This window comes from Pedobacter chitinilyticus (genome assembly GCF_003313385.1).
Classification (GTDB): Bacteria; Bacteroidota; Bacteroidia; order Sphingobacteriales; family Sphingobacteriaceae; genus Pedobacter; species Pedobacter chitinilyticus.
The window spans coordinates 420,974-443,220 of record NZ_QMHN01000001.1; the positions used below are offsets into that span (position 1 = coordinate 420,974).

17 protein-coding genes are annotated in these 22,247 nt (G+C 38.8%); 8 read left to right on the top strand and 9 right to left on the bottom strand.

Annotation, left to right across the window (positions count from 1 at the left end):
- Window positions 1-188: 188 nt before the first annotated feature.
- Both DUT70_RS01770 and DUT70_RS01775 read right to left on the bottom strand, forming a co-directional pair.
- On the bottom strand, window positions 189-1,622 hold the full coding sequence (locus DUT70_RS01770; protein ID WP_113645584.1) for an amino acid permease: 1,434 nt from the start codon (window positions 1,620-1,622) through the stop codon (window positions 189-191).
- Between the two features lie 121 nt (window positions 1,623-1,743).
- Window positions 1,744-3,999, bottom strand: coding sequence for a sodium-translocating pyrophosphatase (locus DUT70_RS01775; RefSeq protein WP_113645585.1), 2,256 nt, complete (start codon window positions 3,997-3,999; stop codon window positions 1,744-1,746).
- 312 nt (window positions 4,000-4,311) lie between these two features.
- Between DUT70_RS01775 and DUT70_RS01780 the strand changes: the two genes are divergently transcribed.
- From DUT70_RS01780 to DUT70_RS01800, 5 genes are all read left to right on the top strand, one after another.
- Window positions 4,312-5,760 carry an APC family permease gene (locus DUT70_RS01780; protein WP_113645586.1) on the top strand — a complete coding sequence of 483 codons (1,449 nt, stop codon included), beginning with the start codon at window positions 4,312-4,314 and terminating at the stop codon, window positions 5,758-5,760.
- A 252-nt stretch (window positions 5,761-6,012) separates the two neighbouring features.
- Window positions 6,013-6,963 (top strand): TIGR01212 family radical SAM protein, encoded by a 951-nt coding sequence (locus DUT70_RS01785; RefSeq protein WP_113645587.1) that lies wholly within the window; start codon window positions 6,013-6,015, stop codon window positions 6,961-6,963.
- A 705-nt stretch (window positions 6,964-7,668) separates the two neighbouring features.
- The gene (locus DUT70_RS01790; RefSeq protein WP_113645588.1) at window positions 7,669-9,027 is read left to right on the top strand and encodes an ammonium transporter; all 1,359 of its coding nucleotides are present in this window, start codon (window positions 7,669-7,671) and stop codon (window positions 9,025-9,027) included.
- A gap of 277 nt (window positions 9,028-9,304) precedes the next feature.
- Window positions 9,305-10,348, top strand: a complete 1,044-nt coding sequence (locus DUT70_RS01795; RefSeq protein ID WP_113645589.1) for a porin — start codon at window positions 9,305-9,307, stop codon at window positions 10,346-10,348.
- Between the two features lie 72 nt (window positions 10,349-10,420).
- The gene (locus DUT70_RS01800; RefSeq protein WP_240431995.1) at window positions 10,421-11,002 is read left to right on the top strand and encodes a DUF4468 domain-containing protein; all 582 of its coding nucleotides are present in this window, start codon (window positions 10,421-10,423) and stop codon (window positions 11,000-11,002) included.
- A gap of 105 nt (window positions 11,003-11,107) precedes the next feature.
- Here DUT70_RS01800 and DUT70_RS01805 read toward each other — a convergent pair whose 3' ends face one another.
- Window positions 11,108-11,581 (bottom strand): ribonuclease H-like YkuK family protein, encoded by a 474-nt coding sequence (locus DUT70_RS01805; protein ID WP_113645590.1) that lies wholly within the window; start codon window positions 11,579-11,581, stop codon window positions 11,108-11,110.
- Window positions 11,582-11,930: 349 nt separating this feature from the next.
- Between DUT70_RS01805 and DUT70_RS01810 the strand changes: the two genes are divergently transcribed.
- Window positions 11,931-13,238, top strand: a complete 1,308-nt coding sequence (locus DUT70_RS01810; protein WP_113645591.1) for a DEAD/DEAH box helicase — start codon at window positions 11,931-11,933, stop codon at window positions 13,236-13,238.
- A gap of 80 nt (window positions 13,239-13,318) precedes the next feature.
- Window positions 13,319-13,549, top strand: a complete 231-nt coding sequence (locus DUT70_RS01815; protein ID WP_113645592.1) for a DUF1456 family protein — start codon at window positions 13,319-13,321, stop codon at window positions 13,547-13,549.
- On the opposite strand, the gene DUT70_RS01820 is transcribed toward DUT70_RS01815, so the two are convergent.
- From DUT70_RS01820 to clpB, 5 genes are all read right to left on the bottom strand, one after another.
- A complete protein-coding gene (locus tag DUT70_RS01820) occupies window positions 13,550-13,936 on the bottom strand; it encodes a response regulator transcription factor (protein ID WP_113645593.1) in 387 nt (128 codons plus the stop codon).
- Window positions 13,937-14,013: 77 nt separating this feature from the next.
- Window positions 14,014-15,021: a hypothetical protein gene (locus DUT70_RS01825; protein ID WP_113645594.1), complete on the bottom strand. Its 1,008-nt coding sequence runs from the start codon at window positions 15,019-15,021 to the stop codon at window positions 14,014-14,016.
- Window positions 15,022-15,347: 326 nt separating this feature from the next.
- Window positions 15,348-15,650 carry a hypothetical protein gene (locus DUT70_RS01830; protein ID WP_113645595.1) on the bottom strand — a complete coding sequence of 101 codons (303 nt, stop codon included), beginning with the start codon at window positions 15,648-15,650 and terminating at the stop codon, window positions 15,348-15,350.
- A gap of 236 nt (window positions 15,651-15,886) precedes the next feature.
- Window positions 15,887-16,489: an outer membrane beta-barrel protein gene (locus DUT70_RS01835; protein WP_113645596.1), complete on the bottom strand. Its 603-nt coding sequence runs from the start codon at window positions 16,487-16,489 to the stop codon at window positions 15,887-15,889.
- Window positions 16,490-16,801: 312 nt separating this feature from the next.
- Window positions 16,802-19,399 (bottom strand): ATP-dependent chaperone ClpB, encoded by a 2,598-nt coding sequence (gene clpB / locus DUT70_RS01840; protein ID WP_113645597.1) that lies wholly within the window; start codon window positions 19,397-19,399, stop codon window positions 16,802-16,804.
- Between the two features lie 821 nt (window positions 19,400-20,220).
- Here clpB and DUT70_RS01845 point away from each other — a divergent pair.
- On the top strand, window positions 20,221-21,432 hold the full coding sequence (locus tag DUT70_RS01845; protein ID WP_113645598.1) for an MFS transporter: 1,212 nt from the start codon (window positions 20,221-20,223) through the stop codon (window positions 21,430-21,432).
- 406 nt (window positions 21,433-21,838) lie between these two features.
- Here the strand turns inward: DUT70_RS01845 and DUT70_RS01850 are convergent, their stop codons facing one another.
- Window positions 21,839-22,237, bottom strand: a complete 399-nt coding sequence (locus tag DUT70_RS01850; protein ID WP_113645599.1) for an SRPBCC family protein — start codon at window positions 22,235-22,237, stop codon at window positions 21,839-21,841.
- Between the last annotated feature and the right edge of the window lie 10 nt (window positions 22,238-22,247).

Below are 22,247 nucleotides of genomic sequence, written 5' to 3' on the forward strand. Positions count from 1 at the left end.
GTGCGTGTAGAGCTTTTAGTTTTATAAACCTGATTGAGCGGATTAGCCCACAGCGAACGCTAGCGAGCGAGGACTATGAGCGAAAGCAGGACAGGAGTACCCGATGAGCATTAAAGCATCTTTTCTAATAATATAGGGCATAAAAAAGCCCCGCACGTGCGAGGCTTTCTATATAAATACTTTCTATCTTAAATACTTTGTCCTTCGCTTTTTCTTCTAAGCACAGAGTTTTTCTTACCGTAGAAGAAGTAAATGGCTACACCAAGCGCCATCCAAATGGCTAACCTGATCCAAGCCTCCAAAGGCAACGAGTACATCAAGTAAACGCAAACAACAATACCCAAAATTGGCACCAATGGCACTAATGGAGTTCTGAAAGGACGCTCTCTATCAGGATCTGTTTTGCGTAAAATCATTACACCGATACATACTAAAGAGAAGGCGAATAAAGTACCGATAGATACCATGTGGCCTAATTCGGTAACTGGAACAAAGCCTGCAAATAAACTTACAAATACCATAAAGAATAAGTTGGTTTTGTAAGGAGTTCTGTATTTAGAGTGGATACTACCAAAGAATTTAGGTAACAAACCGTCTTTAGACATGGTATAGAATACCCTCGATTGTCCCATTAACATCACTAGGATTACAGAAGTATAACCTGCCAAAATAGCAATGATTAACCCCATTTGCAACCAGCTGTAACCTGTTACCTTAAATGCTGTAGCAGCAGGAGAAGCATCACCTTTGAAAATTTGGAAAGGTACTAATCCTGTCATTACGTGAGCAAATAAAACGTACAATACCGTACAAACCGCTAATGAACCTAAGATACCGATTGGCATCCCTTTTTGTGGGTTTTTAGCTTCTTGCGCAGCAGTAGAAACGGCATCGAAACCAATAAATGCAAAGAATACCAATGCAGCACCAGCGGCAATACCAGAAATACCAAATTCACCATAAACACCAGTGTTTTTAGGAATGTAAGGCGTGTGGTTTTCAGGGTTGATGAATTTCCAGCCTAAAGCAATGAATAAAATTACCACCGCTACTTTAACAATTACCAAGAAGTTGTTAAGGCTTGCCGACTCTTTTGTACCACGTAGTAGCAATAAAGAAAGCAATGATACAATCACAATAGCTGGAAGGTTAATACCTCCGCCTTCAACTTCTGCAAATGATTTGGTTAAATAAAAAGGAAGTTCTACACCGAATTCGTGCAGTAGTTTATTGAAATATCCAGACCAAGATACACCAACCGTGGCGGCACCAAGTGCATACTCTAGTACCAAATCCCAGCCAATGATCCAAGCCATAAATTCGCCCATAGTTGCATAAGAATAAGTGTAGGCGCTACCTGCAACAGGTATCATCGACGCAAATTCTGCATAACATAATCCCGCGAAGGCACAGCCTATAGCTGCTAATACGAATGATAATGTTACAGCGGGTCCGGCATGATCGGCAGCAGCGATACCTGTTAACGAGAATAAACCTGCTCCAATAATTGCTCCAATACCAAGTGCAACAAGACTCTTATTGCTCAAGGTACGCTTGAGAGTGCCTTCGCCACTTTCTGCCGATTCGGCAACAAGCACATCAATAGGCTTTCTTAAATTCATAAATTAATAATTAGTTGATTAGTTAGTTTGTTGATTTAAAAATTAACGGACCAAACCTAAAAAAAAATATCTACAAATGAAAAAGGGATTTTTTGCAAAATCCCTCTTATTTATTAATATTTTAGTTTTTGATCACTGTATCGGTTTCATTTACCAAAGTATCTATAGTTTCGTTACCAAGTGAATCGACAGTTTTTTGTACACGAATTTCTTTCTTAACTTCCATCCCAGTGTTATTCGTTGCGTCCGAAGCGCTAATGGCAATATAAGGTGCAATAACCAATGAAACAATCGACATCAATTTAATCAAAATATTCATCGAAGGGCCAGAAGTATCTTTAAAAGGATCACCAACAGTATCCCCAGTAACAGATGCTTTATGTGGCTCCGATTTTTTATAATACATCTCGCCATTAATTTCTACACCTTTTTCAAATGATTTTTTAGCATTGTCCCAAGCGCCACCAGCGTTAGATTGGAAAATTCCCATTAAAACACCAGATACCGTAACACCTGCTAATAAACCACCCAAAACCTCTGGGCCAAATACGAAACCTACAATTACAGGAGTAATTAAAGCAATAGCACCTGGCATTAACATTTCCCTGATAGAAGCTTGTGTAGAGATGGCCACACATTTTTCGTACTCAGGCTTAGCTTTGTACTCCATAATGCCTGGAATTTCTCTGAACTGACGACGAACTTCCTGTACCATGTCCATGGCTGCTTTACCTACCGCTTGGATACAAAGTGCAGAAAACACAAACGGAATCATGCCGCCCACAAATAGGCCCGCTAAAACAGGTGCTTTATAAATATCGATGGCTGAAATACCTGCAATACCTACAAAAGCAGCAAATAAAGCTAGAGAAGTTAAAGCCGCCGAAGCAATGGCGAATCCTTTTCCAGTAGCGGCAGTGGTATTGCCCACGGCATCTAAATTATCAGTACGTTCGCGAACTTCTGGCGGTAATTGGCTCATTTCTGCAATACCACCAGCGTTATCGGCAATTGGACCAAAAGCATCAATGGCCAATTGCATGGCTGTAGTTGCCATCATCCCTGCAGCAGCAATGGCCACGCCATATAAACCCGCAAAATAATAAGAGGCCATAATACCACCAGCCAATACCAAAATTGGAATTACGGTAGATTTCATTCCAACAGAAAGGCCTGCGATAATATTGGTAGCGTGACCTGTTGAAGATTGTTGAATAATGGAATTAACAGGTCCTTTGCCCATAGCGGTGTAGTATTCGGTAACGATACTCATAATGGTCCCCACCACTAAACCTACTACAATAGCATAAAACACGTTGATGCTCGAAAACTCGTAACCACGTAAATTTAACGTTTGTGGTAGCATCCATTTCACTAAAAAGAAAGAAGCGATACCAGTGATAATGATTGATGACCAGTTACCTAAGTTAAGGGCATTTTGAACGTTAGATTTTTCGTCTTTAATCGTTACAAACCAAGTGCCGATGATAGAAAATAAGATACCCAAACCACAAATGACCATTGGTAATAAAATAGGCGACATGCCACCAAAGTTATCGGTAACTGTGATTTCTTGTCCCAATACCATTGTTGCTAAAATGGTAGCCACATAAGAACCAAATAAATCGGCACCCATGCCCGCTACGTCACCCACGTTATCGCCTACGTTATCTGCAATGGTAGCAGGGTTACGCACATCATCCTCAGGAATGCCCGCTTCCACTTTACCTACCAAGTCAGCACCAACATCGGCAGCTTTGGTGTAAATACCACCACCTACACGCGCAAAAAGAGCGATAGATTCGGCACCTAAAGAAAAACCAGTTAACACTTCAATAGCGGTTTTCATTTCGTGGCTATTGGCACTGATTACGTTAAAATACTTTAGGAAAACAATGAACAAGCCACCTAAACCTAATACCGCTAAGCCTGCAACACCTAGGCCCATTACGGTGCCGCCAGTGAAACTTACTTTAAGTGCTTGTTTTAAGCTGGTTCTGGCCGCTTGTGTGGTTCTAACATTGGCCTTAGTTGCAGCTTTCATGCCGATGTATCCTGCCGTTGCAGAAAATACAGCGCCAATAATAAAGGCAATGGAAATGATCCAACTGGAATGAATGGCTTTGCCGTTTACCTCGGTAACCGTTCCCGAATAGGCCAATAATGATGCGGCTAACACCGCAAAAATGCTCAAAATTTTCCATTCTGCTCTCAAGAAGGCCATAGCGCCATCTGCAATATAACCGGCTAACTCTTGCATGTTTGCATCACCAGCATCTTGCTTATTTACCCAGGCGCTTTTTACCGCCATCACCAAAATGCCTACTAAGCCAAGTAGAGGAACAGCATAAATAAGATTGTTTTGTAAAAAATCCATAGTTTAAATTTATATTTAGTTGTTTAGTTGATATTCAATACACAAGGTAGAAAAAAAAATATTTGATTGTCAATATATTTTGTGCTTTACTCTTAAAAAAAGAAGAAGCCTCTTGTGGTTTTTGACGGGAAAAAAATCACGACTCCAATAACAAACAAGTCAATACCTAATACATTTACTGTATAAATAAAGTCTGCGTTACTTTGTTTTGTATCGATGTAGTTATAAAACTAAATAAGCTCAACCACAAAGTAATTATTAATATGCTTTTTCTATCTTAGCTTGCAATAACCAAAAAACTAAACTAAATCAATGGAGAATCAACAAGAAGAAGTCTCTTCTAAACGAAAATTAGGCCTTTTTGATGGGGCAATGCTGGTAATGGGTTCAATGATCGGCAGCGGTATTTTTATCGTAAGTGCCGACATTATGAGAAATCTAGGTTCTGGTTACTGGCTAATTGTGGTATGGGTAATTACTGGAGTAATGACCGTGGCTGCCGCTATTTCTTATGGAGAACTTTCCTCCATGTTTCCTAAAGCGGGAGGGCAGTACACCTATCTGAAAGAGACTTTTGGCAAAATGATGGGCTTCCTTTATGGTTGGGGGCTGTTTGCGGTCATTCAAACAGGTACTATTGCTGCGGTAGCGGTAGCCTTTGGTAAATTCACCGCCTATTTAATTCCTGCATTAAACGATGCTGCCCCAATTTTTCAAAGTGGAGGATATAAAATTACCTGGATACAAATTTTGGCCATTGTCGTGATCTTATTGCTCACTTACATCAATACCAAAGGAGTTGAAGGAGGGAAGTTGCTGCAAAATGTTTTTACAGGCTCAAAAATTGTCGCCCTAATTGGTCTAATCATTTTAGGCTTCCTTTTGGTGAAAAGTAATTTCTGGGCAGAAAATATGAGTTACGGATGGGGAGCTTTCAATAATCTCAAAACAGATACGAGCGGCAACTTACTGAAATCTGGATGGGAATCCATTTCGGGGATGGCCATACTGGGTGGCATTGCAGCAGCCATGGTAGGTTCAGTTTTTTCTAGCGTAGCTTGGGAAAACGTAACCTTCGTTTCGGGGGAGATTGAAAATCCTAAGAAAAACGTAGTACGTTCAATGGTTTTGGGTACCACTGCGGTAATGATCCTTTATCTATTGGTGAATTTTGTGTACCTCAATGCATTAAATAGAGAAGGGATTGCTTTTGCACCTAACGATAGGGTGGCAGTAGTAGTTTCTGAGCAGATTTTCGGAAGCGGTATCGGTACCATCGTGATGGCGGTATTGGTCATGATTTCTACTTTCGGTTGTGTAAACGGTATCGTATTGGCAGGAGCTAGGGTTTTTCAAACCATGGCAAAAGATGGGATGTTTTTTAAAGCGGCATTGCACAACAATAAAAATGGCGTTCCTGCAAAATCACTTTGGATGCAAGGAATTTGGGCAGCTGTGTTGTGTTTAAGTGGACAATATGGTAACCTTCTAGATATGATCTCCTTTGTGATTGTGTTGTTTTACATGATTACCGTATTTGGGGTGATTTATTTGAGGATAAAAAGACCTGATTTGGAAAGACCTTACAAAACGTGGTTATATCCAGTTACGCCAATCATCTACTTATTAATTGGTGCCGCTTTCTGTATTTTATTGTTGATTTATAAACAGCAATATACATGGCCTGGTTTGATCATTGTTTTGTTGGGAGTGCCTATTTACTTGTTAATTAATAGAAAAAAGGAAGCCGCTAACAATTAGGCTTAACCAAAAAAATACAAGGGGAGTTTTTTTGTCATTCCGAGTTTCGAGGAAGCTCTATATTTACTAGACTAAACCTCGTAGGTTTTTAAAACCTACGAGGTTTTTTTATACGGTCTATATCCAAACCTCTTTGCGTTCTTTGCGAAACTCCGTCCTGTCTTCGCGTTAACTTTCTCTCGGTAGCTCTGCTTTTCAAAATCGTAAATCTAAAATCGTAAATCTAAAATCTATTTCTGTATTTTTGCCACAATGGGAACAGCATTGGATTCGGGCATAAAGGGTTATAACAACTACGGGACATATTTGCGTGAGCACTATAACGGTCAGCGGGTGTTTAAAGTAATTGTTGATGGTGGTTTTACCTGTCCAAACCGCGATGGTAGCAAAGGCTACGGCGGCTGTACCTATTGCAATGTCGATTCCTTTACGCCCGAACTCTCTAGAAAACTTCCAACCATTAAAGAACAGTTGGTGGAAGGGATGCAAAGAGCACGTAACGCTTACCGTGCCGAAAAATTCATTGTTTATTTCCAGCCTAATACCAATACCTATGCACCAACGCATTATTTAAAAATGATGTACGACGAAGCCCTTTCGATCAACAGCGAAGAAGTGGTGGGGTTTGCCGTGGGTACACGTCCAGACTGTATCGACGCCGAAAAGGTAGCGCTATTGGAAAGTTATACCGATAGATATGATGTGGATTTGGAAATGGGAATGGAATCTATTTATGATGAAACATTAGACCAAATTAACAGAGGATGTAGCCATGGTGAGTTTGTAGAAGCCGTTAAGCTGCTAGAAAACACAAAACTCAACCTCTGCGTGCATACTATTTTCGGTTTTCCTTGGGAGACCAGAGAAATGATGCATGGTTATATTCATGAAATCAATAGATTTCCGCAAATTAAATTTGTGAAATTTCACCACTTACATATTGTAGAAGGCTCAATTATGGGCGTTAAATACAAAAAGAACCCTTTTAAATTATTCAGTTTAGAAGAATATACCGATTTGCTGTGCGAATTAATCCCATTATTGCGTCCAGATATCGTGATACAACGTCTTTTTGGTATTTCCGATTGGGATTTGCTAATTGCACCAAACTGGGGCATCAAAAAATCTTCAATACAATCTTATATTGATAAAGAGATAGAACGTAGAGGCGTTATCCAAGGTTCAGCCTACCAAGAGCTCTAATTTTTCTAATTTCCTAAAGTAAAACAACATTATACCCACGTTATTGGACGGATACGTGAGTTCGGGATAAGCGTTTTGCGATTTTTCATGATCTCCAGCCCTAGCAAAACCTCGTCGTTTTGCTAAAATCGGCCTTGGCCTGTTCGGAATGCTCAAATTGGCCTTACTACTAACTTTAACAGAACAGGGCGCAGCCGTGGATTTTTTTGCATACTTTTTTCATCTATAGGAAAAAAGTTTGTCCGCGAAGCGACGGCAACCAAAATAGCAGCAAAAACTAATGTTTTGCATCTGAAGATCTTATCATCATTCGTAGATGGTGTTTCCTTAACCCGAACTCACGTAATTTTAGTAATCAAACTGAAATTTTAATTTCTAATTTAACGAATAGCATCTGATCATTTTATTTGTTTTGCTGATTGGTGGATGTGCTTTCTGTGTGTTTTTTCTATGTTTTTTGCATTTTTTATCTTTATAATTTGATTTTTAAACAATTTTATATCTGTTATTGAGTATTATTTTTGCTTTTTATGTGTTTTAAAGTTTTATTTTGTTTGTTTTTGTATTTTGTATGATATTTTATTGCTTTTTTGTTGTTTTATTTCGATTAAAATTAAAATTTTATTAAAAAATTGTAAAAATTTTGATGAAAATTGGAATCTTATTTATAATTTAGGTTTGAAATCAAACACTAAAATTTAAATTATGAGTAAAGTTTTATTTAAACAGTGGGCACCGTTCGCAATTTTGATGATAGTTGCAGTTGCCGCATTATTTATTAAGCCATTAACAAACTTCGACGATGGCAAGTACAGCGCACCAGACATTGCTTTTATTTTGGTAGCCTCGGCATTGGTATTTTTAATGACACCAGGTTTGGCATTTTTTTACGGGGGTATGGTGCACCGTAAAAACGTATTGTCTACCATGATTAAAAGCGTAGTTGCTGCTGGTATAATCTCCGTACTCTGGGTAATCGTAGGCTTTAGTTTAGCTTTTGGAGATTCCATCAATGGTTTAATTGGAAGTCCAAAAACCTTCTTCTTCTTTCAAGGGGTTAATTCAGGTCCTGCTTGGGGAACTATTCCTTTATCGCTATTTGCTATTTTCCAATGTATGTTTGCCATTATCACACCAGGTTTGGTCGTAGGAGCAGTGGCAGAGCGTATCCGCTTTACCTCTTATATCTTATTCATCGTATTGTTTGCCATTTTTGTTTACTCGCCATTGGCGCATTGGACTTGGCACCCAGAAGGTATCCTGTTTAAAATGGGCGTGCTCGACTTTGCAGGAGGTACTGTAGTACATATCTCTGCAGGTATGGCGGCTTTGGCAGGTGCATTGGTGTTAAAACGTAGAAGATCTCACTTGGAGCATAAAGAAGTACCACCCGCAAATATTCCTTACGTATTAATTGGTACAGGCTTACTTTGGTTCGGTTGGTTCGGTTTCAACGCTGGTTCAGCTTTGGGCGCTAACGCTTTAGCAGTGTCGGCCTTTGTCACTACCAATGTAGCAGCAGGTTCAGCGGGCTTGTCTTGGATGTTTTTTGATGCCGCTAGAGGTAAAAAACCATCAGTATTAGGTTTCTGTATCGGTGCAGTGGTAGGTTTAGTGGCCATTACTCCAGGTGCTGGTTTTGTGAGTATCCCTTCTAGTATATTCATTGGCGTATTTGCAGCCATCGTATCTAATTTAGTAGTTTCTTGGAAACAAAAAACAGCATTAGATGATACTTTAGATGTATTCCCTTGCCACGGTGTTGGCGGTATTGTAGGGATGCTTTTAACAGGTGTATTCGCTACTAAAACGGTAAACAGTGCAGGTGTTGATGGCTTGCTTTACGGTAATCCAGAATTCTTCCTTATCCAATTAAAAGGAATGTTATTGGTAGTCGTATTCAGCTTTGTGGTATCTTTTGCCATCTTCAAAGTAATCAACTTAATTCTTCCAATTCGTGTAAGTGCCGATGAAGAAGAAGAAGGTTTGGATGCTTCTCAACACAACGAGAAATACACTCAAGGTACATTAATCGTATCTGGACAAGAAGTTCCGAATAACTAATACCCATTTCCTCGCTTAGGCTAAGTTAAAAATCATGATGTTAAATTGTTTTGATATATAATTCTGTCTCCCCGGTCTGCAATCAACACAGGCTGGGGCGATTAGAGAAACTAGAGATGTTTGGATGAACATTTCTTAAACAGAACAATTTTTTGAATACGACTCCGAGTTTGGAGTCGGGTGGGACTGCTTTGATTAAATTTTGCGCTATGCTATATGATGATCTTCTACCTATAGAAGAGAAAATCAATTATTTAACTTTTTAACTCTTAAAAAAATGAAAAATAATATAGCTGCACTATCCTTTTTGTTATTAAGCACTGCTACTGTAGCAGTTGCACAAGAAAAAGCTTCTCCACTTGAAATATCAGGTTCGGTAGATACCTATTATAAATACGATTTCAATAAAACGGGCAATATCAAAACCTATTTCGCAGGCGAGCAAAATTCTGTTTCCCTAGGGATGATTGATCTGGCCCTTAAAAAAACAACGGGTAAAGCCTCTTTTGTAGGGGAACTTTCTTTTGGCCCTAGAGGTCAATACGAATCGATCCCTGATGCCGCAGGAGGGTACGATCCAACTGCCAATGGTTTCAATATCCAAAACCTGTATGTAAACTATGCTTTTACAGATAAATTTAGCATGACAGCAGGTTACATGGGTACTTTTGTCGGGTATGAAGTGATTTCGCCTGCCGCTAACTTTAACTATTCAACTTCTTATTTATTTGGTTCCGGTCCATTCCAAAATGCAGGAATTAAAGGAACCTATGCTTTTTCAGATAAAGTAAGCCTAATGGTAGGTTTATTTAACGAGTGGAACCAATACCGCGCTTCCCGTGGAGTGTCTAGCTTGGGAGGCCAATTAATGGTTTCGCCAGTAAAAGGGTGGACGGCCTATATCAATGGTTTGCACGGTTTGGATGGTTACGGTAACTACAGCACCGTGATAGATTTAACTACTGCTTATCAAATTACCGATAAAGTGAAAATTGGTTTAAATGCTGCTGATTTAAGCGCTGGTGATGATAAATTTGGTTATTCAGGTGTAGCGCTTTATCCGCAATATGCTTTTACACCTTCAGTAGCTTTAGGTTTAAGGGCCGAATACTTTAACTACAAAGGCGTATCAGGAGGGCCAAGTGCAAGCGTGACTTCGTTTACACTATCAGGAAACATCAAATCTGGTGGCTTAACCTTTATTCCAGAAGTTCGTTTTGATAACGATAAAGATTTTAGCCAAAGCTTCGTAAAAAGCGATGGAACCACATTAAACAAATCTGCAGCGCAATTTTCTTTAGCCGCAGTTTATAGCTTTTAGCATTTACGATAAGCTAATCACAACCGAAAGCGCCCCAATTTTCGGGGCGCTTCATTTTTAAAAAGATATTTTATGAAAACAGTTTCATTGTTAATGTTATTGCTGGGTTTATCAACGCTATTGTTTGCGCAAGAAATAGCGCCATTGCCTAAAGACGAAACAGGGAAATACACTTATTATGAAGTGGTTAGTACTGCTGTTTCGCAAGACACCCTTAAGGCCCGAATGCAGAACTTTATCCAAAAGCAAAAGAAAGAGCTGAAGCCTGCTGTAGCAAGTGCCAAGGAATTAGTGGCCAATGGGAAGTTGATCATTCGCAAAAGCATGGCAATGCTTTCACATCCTTCTGGTGAAATTGCTTATCGACTCTATTTTGAAGCAAATCATGGAAAGTATCGTTTTTGGCTAAGTGATTTTGAGTTTTTTCCTTATCAAAAAGATAGGTATGGCAATTTTGTGCCTAGCACTACCGTTGGTATCCCGCTTGAAACAGAAGCAAAAAAATGGAACGCCGACCAATGGGACGAGTACCGACTACAAACTTCAAAGTATGCCACAGAATTTGCGACCCGCTTAAAAGATTATTTGATTAATAAAGCCGTGCAAACACCCAAACCTCCTGAAAAGAAAGTGATTTCTAAAACATGGGATTAGGCACTAGTCGGTAGGGTTTAGGAATTAGGAAAACCTAGATAGGTCTATCATTAATCATTAACCATTAAAAACTAACCACTAGTTCCTGGCCACTGGTTCCTAAGTCTAATGTACCATTTTATCCGCACAGGTCGAACTGGCAAAAGCCTCGGGTTTAGCTTTAAAAATAAAGCCCATGCTTAAAATATAACCCATCGCCTCATTTAAAGCTTTATTAGATTTGAACGATGGATTGGTATTAATATCCGCATGCACTTCCAAATCCACATCGTAAATATCCAATAAATCGCAGATAGAATAAGCTGTTTCAATGGATTTTTGAACTTCCAGCAGCATTCTTTCCTTGATCCCCATTTTTTGAGTGGTTTTTTCTTGGGAAATGTACATAAAGCCGCCATGATGTTCCCTTAACAACACAATTACCGTAGCAAAATCGGTGTAGCTGCCTTTTACTTGAGAGTCGGTACCAATGCAGACTTTTAATTTAAAGCCATTTTCGGTTTCGCGAAGAATTGCTTTTTCTACCTCTGCTAAGATTGACGAATGAATAACTTCGCCACTAAATTTCTTCCAGGTCATAAGTTATTGTAATAAAATAAAGCAACCTAAAATCAGGTTTCCTAAAATTAAGCGCTTATTGTTAAAGTTTCTTTAAATGTATGTTGTTTATTTGCTAACATTTTATTGTTTATCAACAAGTTATATTAATTTTTGATTTTAGATTTACGAATGACGATTGTGTATTGGCTAATCGTTTAACAATTTACTTAATGAATAGATTGTTTTTTTAGCTGCTTAGCAATAACGGTTTAGGATAAATTAAAGTTAAATTTCCTTGTGTTCTTAAAGTCTTTGTGATTTTTAACGATAAACTGAAAACTGAAAACTCGCAAGGTATAACTCCTCATTAAATCCCTACCTTTGTACCATGAATTTGCAAAAGCTACTCGCCAACCTCAATATCGAAAAACTCAATCCACTACAAGAGGAAGTACAGGCGAAAGCCAATACAGGTAATGATTTGGTGGTTCTAGCACCTACAGGTTCTGGAAAAACACTGGCTTTTCTTATTCCTGTACTCCATAATTTGCGAGAAGGACAAAAAGGTGTACAGTGTTTAATGATGGTGCCATCGCGGGAGCTGGGTTTGCAAATTGAGCAGGTTTTTAAGCAAATGGCTACTGGCTATAAAGTAATTTGCTGCTACGGAGGCCACTCGGTAAAAATAGAACGCAATAACCTCATCGAAGCCCCAGCCGTATTAATTGGTACACCTGGACGTATCGCTTTTCACTTACGCGAAAACAATTTCGACGAAAGCACCATTAGCACTTTAGTGTTAGATGAATTTGATAAATCATTGGAATTTGGTTTCACTAATGATATGTCTTTCATCATCGACTGTTTGCGTGGGTTAAAACAGCGTATCCTCACTTCGGCCACTAAAATGGACGAATTGCCCGAATTTACAGGGATTAAGGAACATCAAACCATTAACTATTTGGGCCAGCAAGAAGTGGTGCCTGATTTAACCTTAAAGAGAGTTGATACCCTTGCTGAAGAGAAGTTGGAAGCCTTATTTAAGCTCATCTGTAAAATTGGGGACCATTCCATGCTCATTTTCTGTAATCACCGAGAAACAGTAGACAGAATTAGTGATTTATTGATTGAAGAAGACTTGGTACACGACATTTTCCATGGCGGAATGGAGCAGGATGATAGAGAGCGAGCATTGCTTAAATTCAGAAATGGTAGTGTGAAAATACTAATCACTACCGATTTGGCTGCCCGTGGATTAGATATTCCAGAAGTAGAATACATTATCCATTACCAATTGCCGCTTACTAAAGAGGCCTTTACACACCGTAATGGGCGTACCGCACGAATGAAGGCGAAAGGAACCGCCTACCTCATTTTTGCTAACGATGAAGAATTTCCTTACTTAGATAATGACATTGAAAAAGAGGTGATCAAAGGAAACTATCCAATTCCACCAGATAGCGAATGGCAAACCATTTATTTTGCTGCAGGTAAAAAACAGAAAATCAATAAAATAGATATTGTTGGTTTCCTAATCAAAATAGGAGGCCTAAATAAAGAGGAAATTGGCTTAATAGAAGTAAAAGATTTGAACACTTATGCCGCTGTAAAGCGTAACTTAGCGCAAAAATTAGTAAAAAAACTCTCTGCCGAAAAAATGAAAGGCAAGAAAATAAAAGTGGAAATAGCCAGGTAGGAGTGAGGGACTTATGGTTAATGGTTAGTGATTGACCAACCCTAAAAAACTAACCAACCAACTAACGAAAAAACCAAGTAATGAGCAACAACGAAATCATGAAAAAGCTAAGGGTAGCTTTATCTTTAAATACAGAGCAAATTATTGAAATCTGTAAATTGGTTAATTTTACAGTAACTAAAAGTGAATTGGGTGATATCTTTAGAAAAGAAGATCATCCCAACTTTAAGAAATGTGGCGACCAAATTTTAAGAAACTTCCTAAACGGATTAGTGATCTACAAACGCGGTCCAAGAGAAGAAAACAAATAATTAGTTGATATTTTGCCTGATTGCTTTTTTACTGATTAGATTTTCGATTTTCTCTAAAAGCACATCCATTTTAAAAGGCTTAGGCATAAAATCATCTGGCGGTGTTGCCAAAAGATTAATTTCTTCTGCTTTATAAAGTCCAGACATCATTAAAATAGGAATGTGTTTAGTCTTGGGATTAGCTTTAATCTCATTGCACAGCGTACGGCCATCAATCTTGCCCAGTACAATATCCAATATAATCAAGTCTGGATTAAATTTTCCAATAGTTTCATGTAATCCCTCTGCATCACTAAGCGGCTCTACTTCATAACCGCCAATTTCCAAAACGAGCTCAATAGTATCTAGTACTTCTTCATCATCGTCAACTACAATAATTTTTTTCATAAACGCAAATATAACATTGTTGAACTATTTACATAACAACCAATCAACAATAGGGTTTTAATAGAAAAAATTAATATTTATTTACCAAACCTTTTAATCAGCGAAACAGCATCCTCTGTACGATTGCCAAATAAGCCTGTAGCCCATGTAGAAGGTGCAGTTAAGCGATCTAACACCAAAAATAACCCAAAACCTTCATCTTGAGACCACCATTTACTGCCCCTTCTTACTCCAATAATAGCATTTGGTACGGTAATATTTCCTCCTTTCGGATGAATTAGCCACAAATACATCGTATACTGACCCAATCCTTCCATCGTTAAAAAAAAGTGGTCAATTTCTTTTAGTGCTACAAATTTGTCTTTAAAAAAGATTTGCTGCCTGTTTTGCATGGCTTCTAAAGCCTTGTTCACCAATGCCCAGTCCAATTTTTCCTCTTTCACAGAGGAATATAAAAATGAAACTTCCTCTTTAAAAAGGTTTACGTAAGTTTCGTTTTTGCCAAAAAGGTGTTGCACAATATCATCAGAAAATGGCGCTTCAAAATGAATAGTGTTTTCATACGAGCTTATTTTCTTTCCAAAATTCTGCATTTGCTGAGCATGTGAAAACTCATGGAGAAATACACCTGTTACTAATTTTTCGGTACTCAGTTCTTTGCTTGTCACGCCAGCGCGTTGCCAAAAGTTTAAAAGAGGCATTACAAAAAAAGCATTCCCGTTTGCCTCGCTTGCAAAAGACATTAGTCCCACAGGTACCTTTGTTTGATCGGGCAAAGTAAGCGTATCATGATGTAGGCTTTTCTTCCAGGTTAACTTTAAGTTCATTAAGTTGTTGCCTTTAACAGAGGAACCTTTTGGGATAGTGATTGTCGAGGTTGAATAAACATATTGATCATCAAAAAAGACAAACTGAACAGGTTTAACCGTATTAATTTTAAAAACTTCGCTACTAATCAGCTGCCAGGCAGCAAACCAATCTTTAGTACCTTTTAAAAATGCCAAATCTCTTTTCGCTTCCTCATTTTGAGCAGAAGCTGTTTGAACTAAAAGCAGAAAAATAAAAAAGTATATCGCTCGTTTCATATGCCTAAATTAAATCGCCTGACCATCAGGTTCTTTAATTGGACGTATTTAAAGCAAGTTGTTACAGCGGGAAGTTTTTTGGCGTGTTATTCAACATATAGTTAGATTTCTCGATGCTCTCGAAATGACGAGCGATGCGGCACCAGTAGCTTAGATTTATAGGACGTGACCACCGAAATTTCCGTCATCTCGACAATAGGAGAGATCTAGCATCATGCTATTTGAAAGCTTTGAATTCATAAACCCGCAATAGACAATCATCGCCACACATGACAATAAATTGATGTTACTCCAGTCTGTCGTCCAAAGCTTTTATTAGTCGCTTTCTATTGATCATTTTCAATTTCTCCCTTCATGTAGGCAGAAATAACAGCGTGGTAAACCAGTTGGCCAGGCTGTAAACGCTGTTCAAAATAAAGTCTAGCAGACGGATTAAGTAAGATGCTCTTAGCGTAAGCTTGAGCCATTTTAAATTTGGATTGGGCCACCATTTGGGCTTCACTTTTGCCAGCATTGCTCATGTCTGGTTTTATAGAAACAACAGTACGATTTGTATATTGTTTCACCACAAAACCTTGCCCAATATGACCACTGATACCAGCAAGTAAAATGTTTTTTGAACGTGCCATAGGAAATGTATTTAAATAGTTTAATAAAAGGGTTTAGCTTGCTCCATCCTTCGTCCATCCTTCGTTCATCTTTCGTTGATCCTTCGATAAAACTAGTAAGAAAGTGGGTTGGGAAAATGAGAAGAGGTTACAGGCTGTATACCAAACAAGTTAGCGATTTTTTTTTGTGATAACAAATAAGTCTAAAACAAAAAAGGCCACCCGATGGGCGGCCTTTCATTAGTAACTAGCTCAAATTAAAAGTGGAACTGTACACCCAATTTAGGGGCAAAAGTATTACCATCTAAACCGAAACTGTTGGTTTTAACCTTAGCACCGGTAGCTTCTGATTTCACAGATAAATTATTGTAACCTAAACCATTTACTGAAAACTCAATGCCGATTTTCTTAGTAGGGAAGAAAGCAAAACCTGGAGCCAAGTTAACGCCAATAGCAGTAGTGGTAGCTTCTTTAGCACCAGTATCACCGTTAGCATTTACATCTTTTTGAGTACCAAAAGCCATAGGAACCGATAAGTGTCCAAAGAATTTGAATTGCTCACTTAAATTTACATAGTAACGGCCAAAAGGAGCTACTACGAAAGCTTCACGTTGGTTGGTTCTGCTTACTGATTTATCATACTCATATCCAACACCAGTACCTACTGCAAAGTTGTTGCCTACAAAATATCCAACACTTGGAACTACGCTAAAGTTAACATCAGCTTTAGCAGCACCGTCAACTTTAGTACTGTTAAATCCTACATTACCACCAAGAATGATTTTACCTTTTTCAGTTTGTGCTTTTGCACCAAAAGTTAAAGCTGCTACAGCCAATAACGATAATAGAACTTTTTTCATTTTTATATGTGTTATGTTTAAGATGATCTTATGACCATCTGACACACTCTTTTCAACTACCGTTCCCCTTTGAAAAAATGTCAGTCGTGCCAAAAAGAGCAGTATTTAATTAATCGATTGATTAATAATATTTTGAAGATATATAGAGAAATATCGATATTAGATTTTTTTGACAAAAGTGCCCTTTACTGACAATTGACTGATATTTTGATAGATTTTACATTTGTCGATTTGACATTTTTTGGCAGATGGCTGTCATAAAAAAAGACAGGCTTAGCCTGTCTTTTTGATATATGATAGAGTTTACGAATATTATTTGTCCTCGTTAAGGAATACAAATTGATGGTCGAACATATCCAATTTGATTTTACTATCCTTATCTACTTTACCAGCCAATATTTCCTTAGATAACTCGTTCAGAATTCTTTTCTGGATCACACGTTTTAAAGGACGCGCACCAAACTGAGGATCGTAGCCCAATTCAGCTAGCCAATCCAAGGCTTCGGTACTTGCTTCCATGGTAATGCCCATCTCGGCCAAAGTATCCTGAACCTGTTTAAACTGAAGGGTTACAATATCCCTGATTTCGCTTCGGTTCAATGGGGTAAACATGATCAGCTCATCAATCCTGTTTAAGAACTCAGGACGAATGGTTTGTTTCAATAATTCAAACAGCTCGTTCTTTGTTTTGGCAATTACACTATCCCTGTTTTCATCGTCCAAGTTTTTAAAGTTATCTTGGATCAAATGCGAGCCAATATTAGAAGTCATGATGATGATGGTGTTTTTAAAGTTCACCACACGACCTTTATTATCGGTCAATCGACCATCATCCAATACTTGTAATAAAATATTGAATACATCAGGATGCGCTTTCTCAATTTCATCCAATAGCACTACCGAATAAGGTTTCCTACGCACCGCCTCGGTTAACTGTCCACCTTCATCATAACCTACGTATCCTGGAGGCGCTCCAATTAAACGGCTCACCGCATGACGTTCCTGATATTCACTCATGTCAATTCTGGTCATCGCATTCTCGTCGTTAAACAAGAACTCGGCTAAAGCTTTGGCCAATTCGGTTTTACCTACACCAGTTGTACCTAAGAAAATGAAGGAGCCAATAGGTTTGCGTTTATCTTGTAAACCTGCACGTGAACGACGTATCGCATCAGAAATGGCTTCAATGGCTTCATCTTGTCCAGCTACACGTTTATGTAGTTCTTCTTCCAAGTGCAGTAATTTCTCACGCTCACTCGACACCAGTTTAGTCACAGGGATACCTGTCCAACGACCTACCACACCCGCAATATCATCAGCAGTTACTTCTTCTTTCAGCATGCGGCTTTGGTCTTGGCGACTCGCTAAATCTGCTTTCAGCTTCTCTACTTTATCCTGTGCTTCCTTGATCTTGCCGTAACGTAATTCTGCTACCTTGCCATAATCGCCTGCACGTTCCGCCTGATCTGCTTCTAACTTATAGGCCTCAATCTGTTCAATTTCGGTATTCACCGCATCTACCAAGTCTTTTTCGCCTTGCCATTTTGCTTTAAACTCATCTCGCTCTGCCGATAAATTGGCAATCTCTTCACTCAGTTCTTTTACTTTTTTATCATCTTTTTCGCGTTTAATGGCTTCACGCTCAATTTCCAAACGCATAATTTCACGTTCCAAAGCATCTACGTTTTCTGGCACACTGTCCATTTCCATACGTAATTTTGATGCCGCTTCGTCCATTAAGTCAATGGCTTTATCTGGTAAAAAGCGGTCCGAAATATAACGTTGGCTCATTTCAACAGCAGCAATAATCGCTTCGTCTTTAATACGTACTTTATGGTGTGTTTCGTAACGTTCTTTTAAACCACGTAAAATCGAAATGGCATCTTGAGTATCGGGTTCTTCTACCATTACTTTTTGGAAACGACGTTCTAAAGCCTTATCCTTTTCCAAGTACTTTTGGTACTCATCCAAAGTAGTGGCGCCAATAGCTCTCAGCTCGCCACGGGCTAGGGCAGGTTTCAAGATGTTTGCAGCATCCATGGCACCCTCGCCACCGCCAGCACCCACCAGGGTGTGGATTTCGTCAATGAAAAGAATGATATCTCCATCGCTTTGCGTAACCTCTTTCACCACGGCTTTCAAACGCTCCTCAAATTCACCTTTGTATTTAGCACCTGCAATAAGGGCACCCATATCTAAAGAATAAACCACTTTCGATTTTAAGTTTTCGGGCACGTCGCCTTTAATGATCCTAAAAGCAATACCTTCTGCAATAGCGGTTTTACCCACACCAGGCTCACCTATTAAAATTGGGTTGTTTTTCGTCCTACGGGAAAGGATTTGGATCACACGTCTAATCTCTTCATCACGACCAATAACAGGATCAAGTTTGCCACTTTCGGCATACTCATTTAAATTACGGGCATATTTATTCAAGGCCTGATAAGTAGCTTCGGCATTTTGATCAGTCACTCGGCTATCACCACGTAATTCGGTAATGGCTTTTTTGAGGTCTTTCTCGTTTACCCCTTGGTCTTTAAGTAATTTCGCGGTAGCGTCATTCGTAGCTAAAATACCTAGCAATACGTGCTCTACGGAAACAAACTCGTCTTTAAATTCCTTTAAAAAGGTTTGTGCTTTTTGCAGTGCAGCATTGGCATTAGAAGATAAGTAGATATTGCTGCCGCTCACTTTTGGAAACTTGGCAATATCCTCGTCAAGCTTTTGGTTAAGGGGATTAAGGTTGACGTTTAGTTTTTTTAATACATAAGAAATTACATTTTCATCAACGGTTAACAAGCCTTTTAGCAGATGTGCTGTTTCAATGGCCTGTTGTTGGTTGCCTTGTGCAATTTCAGAGGCTTTTTGTACAGCCTCTTGGGCTTTTATTGTAAAATTGTTGAAGTTCATATTTCTGTTTTTCCTTTTTCTTTTACCACCCTACGACATCGGATGCCTAAGCTGGCTAAGTTGAATCACTAAGCTCAAAACAAATGCCATCCCCAATTGATATTTGAAATCGGAAATTTTGTCGTGCTTAAAAATATTTCACTGAATAATTGGCTGATTTTTAGTGTTTTGTAGTGAAAAAATGGCAGGAACAGGAGATAGTGGTTGGGGATTAGTAGTTAGGTTGGGAGTAGCTAAAGGAGTTAATAATCAATAGAAAGCTCATTGCCAGTAAATCTGCGGGAACAATAAATAATTTGCCGCTGATTTCCGTAGACATGTAAAAACCACTAAACCGCTGATTTAAGGAGATGAGGCCAAGTGCTATTCAAATAAGCATCTGTGGTTAAATCAGTGTTATCTGCGGGAAAACTAATCGCCTTAAGATTGCTTCCTAAACTCGCAATGACGTAATGGGAACGGTACTGGTTAAGAAACAACAACTAACGAAACAACTATTAATCTGCGGTTAAATCAGCGCAATCTGCGGGAACGAAACAGCTTTAAAATCCCCCGCTGATTTCCGCAGACATGCAAAATGTATTAAACCGCTGATTTAAGAAGATGGGTGCACCAGTTATTCAAATAAAAATCTACGGTTAAATCAGTGTTATCTGCGGGAACGAAACAGCTTTAAAAGATTTCTCCGCTACGGTCGAAATGACGGAGCACGGAGAAAAAACTAATGAACTAATGAACCAATGCACCAGTGAACTCTGCAAATAAATACTAACCACTAATTCCTAACTCCTAGCCACTAAAAACCTATCTTTGCACCACAAATGAAAACCTATATACAAAGTTACTTTAAAGTTTATCAAGGACTATCCACACCTGCTTGGATGCTTGCTTTAGTGATGCTGGTGAATAGAAGCGGAGCCATGGTAGTACCCTTTTTAGGAGTGTACATGGTGAAGCACTTGGGATTTTCTTTAGAGAGTGCGGGCTTGCTGCTGAGTTGCTTTGGTATTGGATCGGTAGTAGGTTCTTCACTGGGTGGATGGCTAACCGACAAATTCGGTCATTTTAAAGTGCAGCTATTTAGTTTGGTAGGGGTGATTCCTTTGTTTGTGCTTTTGCCAGAACTCACGACAACTACTTCTTTAGCAGGGGGTATTTTGGCTTTAAGTATGGTAAGTGATATTTTACGACCTGCAAACTCCGTATCACTGGCCTATTATTCAAAGCCTGAAAATGTAGTTAGAAGCTTTACGCTTAATCGAATGGCATTGAACCTTGGCTTTTCCATTGGGCCAGCCTTAGGCGGATTATTAGCGGCCATTTCATATAATTTGCTTTTTTACGGAAATGCCATTGCGGCAACATTAGCCGCTGTGATATTTTTCGTTTATTTCAGGAATAAGAAAGGAGAAATTAAAGAAAAGGTGAATACGGGAGAAGAAGAGCTTAAATATCAGTCTCCTTATAAAGATGCACCCTTTTTGGTCTTTACTTTTTTAAGCATCTTGTTTGCCATTTGTTTTTTTCAGCTATTAAGTTCATTGCCCTTATATTATAAAGAGGTCTATCATCTCAATGAGAAAAGTATAGGCGTGATTTTAGCTTATAGTGGGGTAGTGGTGTTTAGCTTGGAGATGTTGATTGTGCACATTGCCGAGCGAAGAACTACGGCAGCAAATGCCATTATTATTGGGGTGTTTTGTTGCGGAGTAGCTTTTGCTTCTTTACTAATTACCGAGGGGATTTGGTTGTTGTACGTATCGATGTTTATTTTATGTATCGCAGAGATATTGGCAATGCCTTTTATGGCAACGGTTACGCTACAGCGCTCAAACATTAAAAATAGGGGAGCCTATATGGGCTTAAATTCACTTTCCCTTTCTGCGGGATTAATTTTTGCACCTTTTTTAGGAACTAAGATAGCCGCTAACTATGGTTTTAACGTTTTGTGGATGGGCACAGGAGCGCTAATGTTGCTTACCTCAATAGGTTTTTATTTGCTAATGAAACGCATGAAATTAAAGGCACAATAACGTTAATCATTCGTTATCCAATCTCTCGTTTGTAATCCAAGGCCCAATTTTGTCATCCAGACACTGTTTGTCATTCAGAAGCTGGTGGTTTGTCATCCAGAGCGTAGCGAAGGATCTCTTTAAACATAAAAGCAAGTTTTGCTCACAAACGTTGAAAGCTAAACCTGATGGAGCGGGTATCCTTTTTGTGCTTCATCTGTCATCCTGATTCCGAAGGTTCGGGAGAAGTGTCTGTAAGTTTACGCTCTTCTGAAATAGATTCCTCGTTCCTCGGAATGACAGCAAAAACAGCACAAAAAGATAGGAGCGGACAGCAGGGCTGCAGTCCCCATGCAATACTGGCTTAAATTTTCAAATTAGAATTTAGTGCATAAAAAAAGGAAGTCTTTTGAACTTCCTTTGCATATTATCCTAAAATTTCTTTTAGCTTTTTCGTTTGGTAATCGGCCAACTTTTGCAGCGGCCCCGAAGCCAACATTTTCATCATCATGTTCAAGTCTGCTGAAATGACGTGCTTTGCAGTGGTAGTCCCGTTTCCATTGTCCTTTACCGTCCATTCCAATGATAAATCAAAGGGTGGTTTTTCGGTAGGTACAGCAATCAACTTCTCGTTTTCAACCCGTTCAGAAATGTGAATAGCTAATTTAGCCATGTTCTGGATGGTGAAACTTGCAGTATCTGCAGTAGAAGCCCAGTTGTAAATATTCTCTGGCATTAATTGCTGATGATTGTTCAAATCAGCAAGAAACTGATAAACCTGCGCTATAGGCAAATTAATTTCAGCGGTACTTTCAATGATTGTCATGTATATTTAG

Coding starts and splice junctions, on each gene's coding strand:
- DUT70_RS01770 (WP_113645584.1), bottom strand. CDS start 1,622: ATGAATTTAAGAAAGCCTATTGATGTGCTTGTTGCCGAATCGGCAGAA.
- DUT70_RS01775 (WP_113645585.1), bottom strand. CDS start 3,999: ATGGATTTTTTACAAAACAATCTTATTTATGCTGTTCCTCTACTTGGC.
- DUT70_RS01780 (WP_113645586.1), top strand. CDS start 4,312: ATGGAGAATCAACAAGAAGAAGTCTCTTCTAAACGAAAATTAGGCCTT.
- DUT70_RS01785 (WP_113645587.1), top strand. CDS start 6,013: ATGGGAACAGCATTGGATTCGGGCATAAAGGGTTATAACAACTACGGG.
- DUT70_RS01790 (WP_113645588.1), top strand. CDS start 7,669: ATGAGTAAAGTTTTATTTAAACAGTGGGCACCGTTCGCAATTTTGATG.
- DUT70_RS01795 (WP_113645589.1), top strand. CDS start 9,305: ATGAAAAATAATATAGCTGCACTATCCTTTTTGTTATTAAGCACTGCT.
- DUT70_RS01800 (WP_240431995.1), top strand. CDS start 10,421: ATGAAAACAGTTTCATTGTTAATGTTATTGCTGGGTTTATCAACGCTA.
- DUT70_RS01805 (WP_113645590.1), bottom strand. CDS start 11,581: ATGACCTGGAAGAAATTTAGTGGCGAAGTTATTCATTCGTCAATCTTA.
- DUT70_RS01810 (WP_113645591.1), top strand. CDS start 11,931: ATGAATTTGCAAAAGCTACTCGCCAACCTCAATATCGAAAAACTCAAT.
- DUT70_RS01815 (WP_113645592.1), top strand. CDS start 13,319: ATGAGCAACAACGAAATCATGAAAAAGCTAAGGGTAGCTTTATCTTTA.
- DUT70_RS01820 (WP_113645593.1), bottom strand. CDS start 13,936: ATGAAAAAAATTATTGTAGTTGACGATGATGAAGAAGTACTAGATACT.
- DUT70_RS01825 (WP_113645594.1), bottom strand. CDS start 15,021: ATGAAACGAGCGATATACTTTTTTATTTTTCTGCTTTTAGTTCAAACA.
- DUT70_RS01830 (WP_113645595.1), bottom strand. CDS start 15,650: ATGGCACGTTCAAAAAACATTTTACTTGCTGGTATCAGTGGTCATATT.
- DUT70_RS01835 (WP_113645596.1), bottom strand. CDS start 16,489: ATGAAAAAAGTTCTATTATCGTTATTGGCTGTAGCAGCTTTAACTTTT.
- clpB (WP_113645597.1), bottom strand. CDS start 19,399: ATGAACTTCAACAATTTTACAATAAAAGCCCAAGAGGCTGTACAAAAA.
- DUT70_RS01845 (WP_113645598.1), top strand. CDS start 20,221: ATGAAAACCTATATACAAAGTTACTTTAAAGTTTATCAAGGACTATCC.
- DUT70_RS01850 (WP_113645599.1), bottom strand. CDS start 22,237: ATGACAATCATTGAAAGTACCGCTGAAATTAATTTGCCTATAGCGCAG.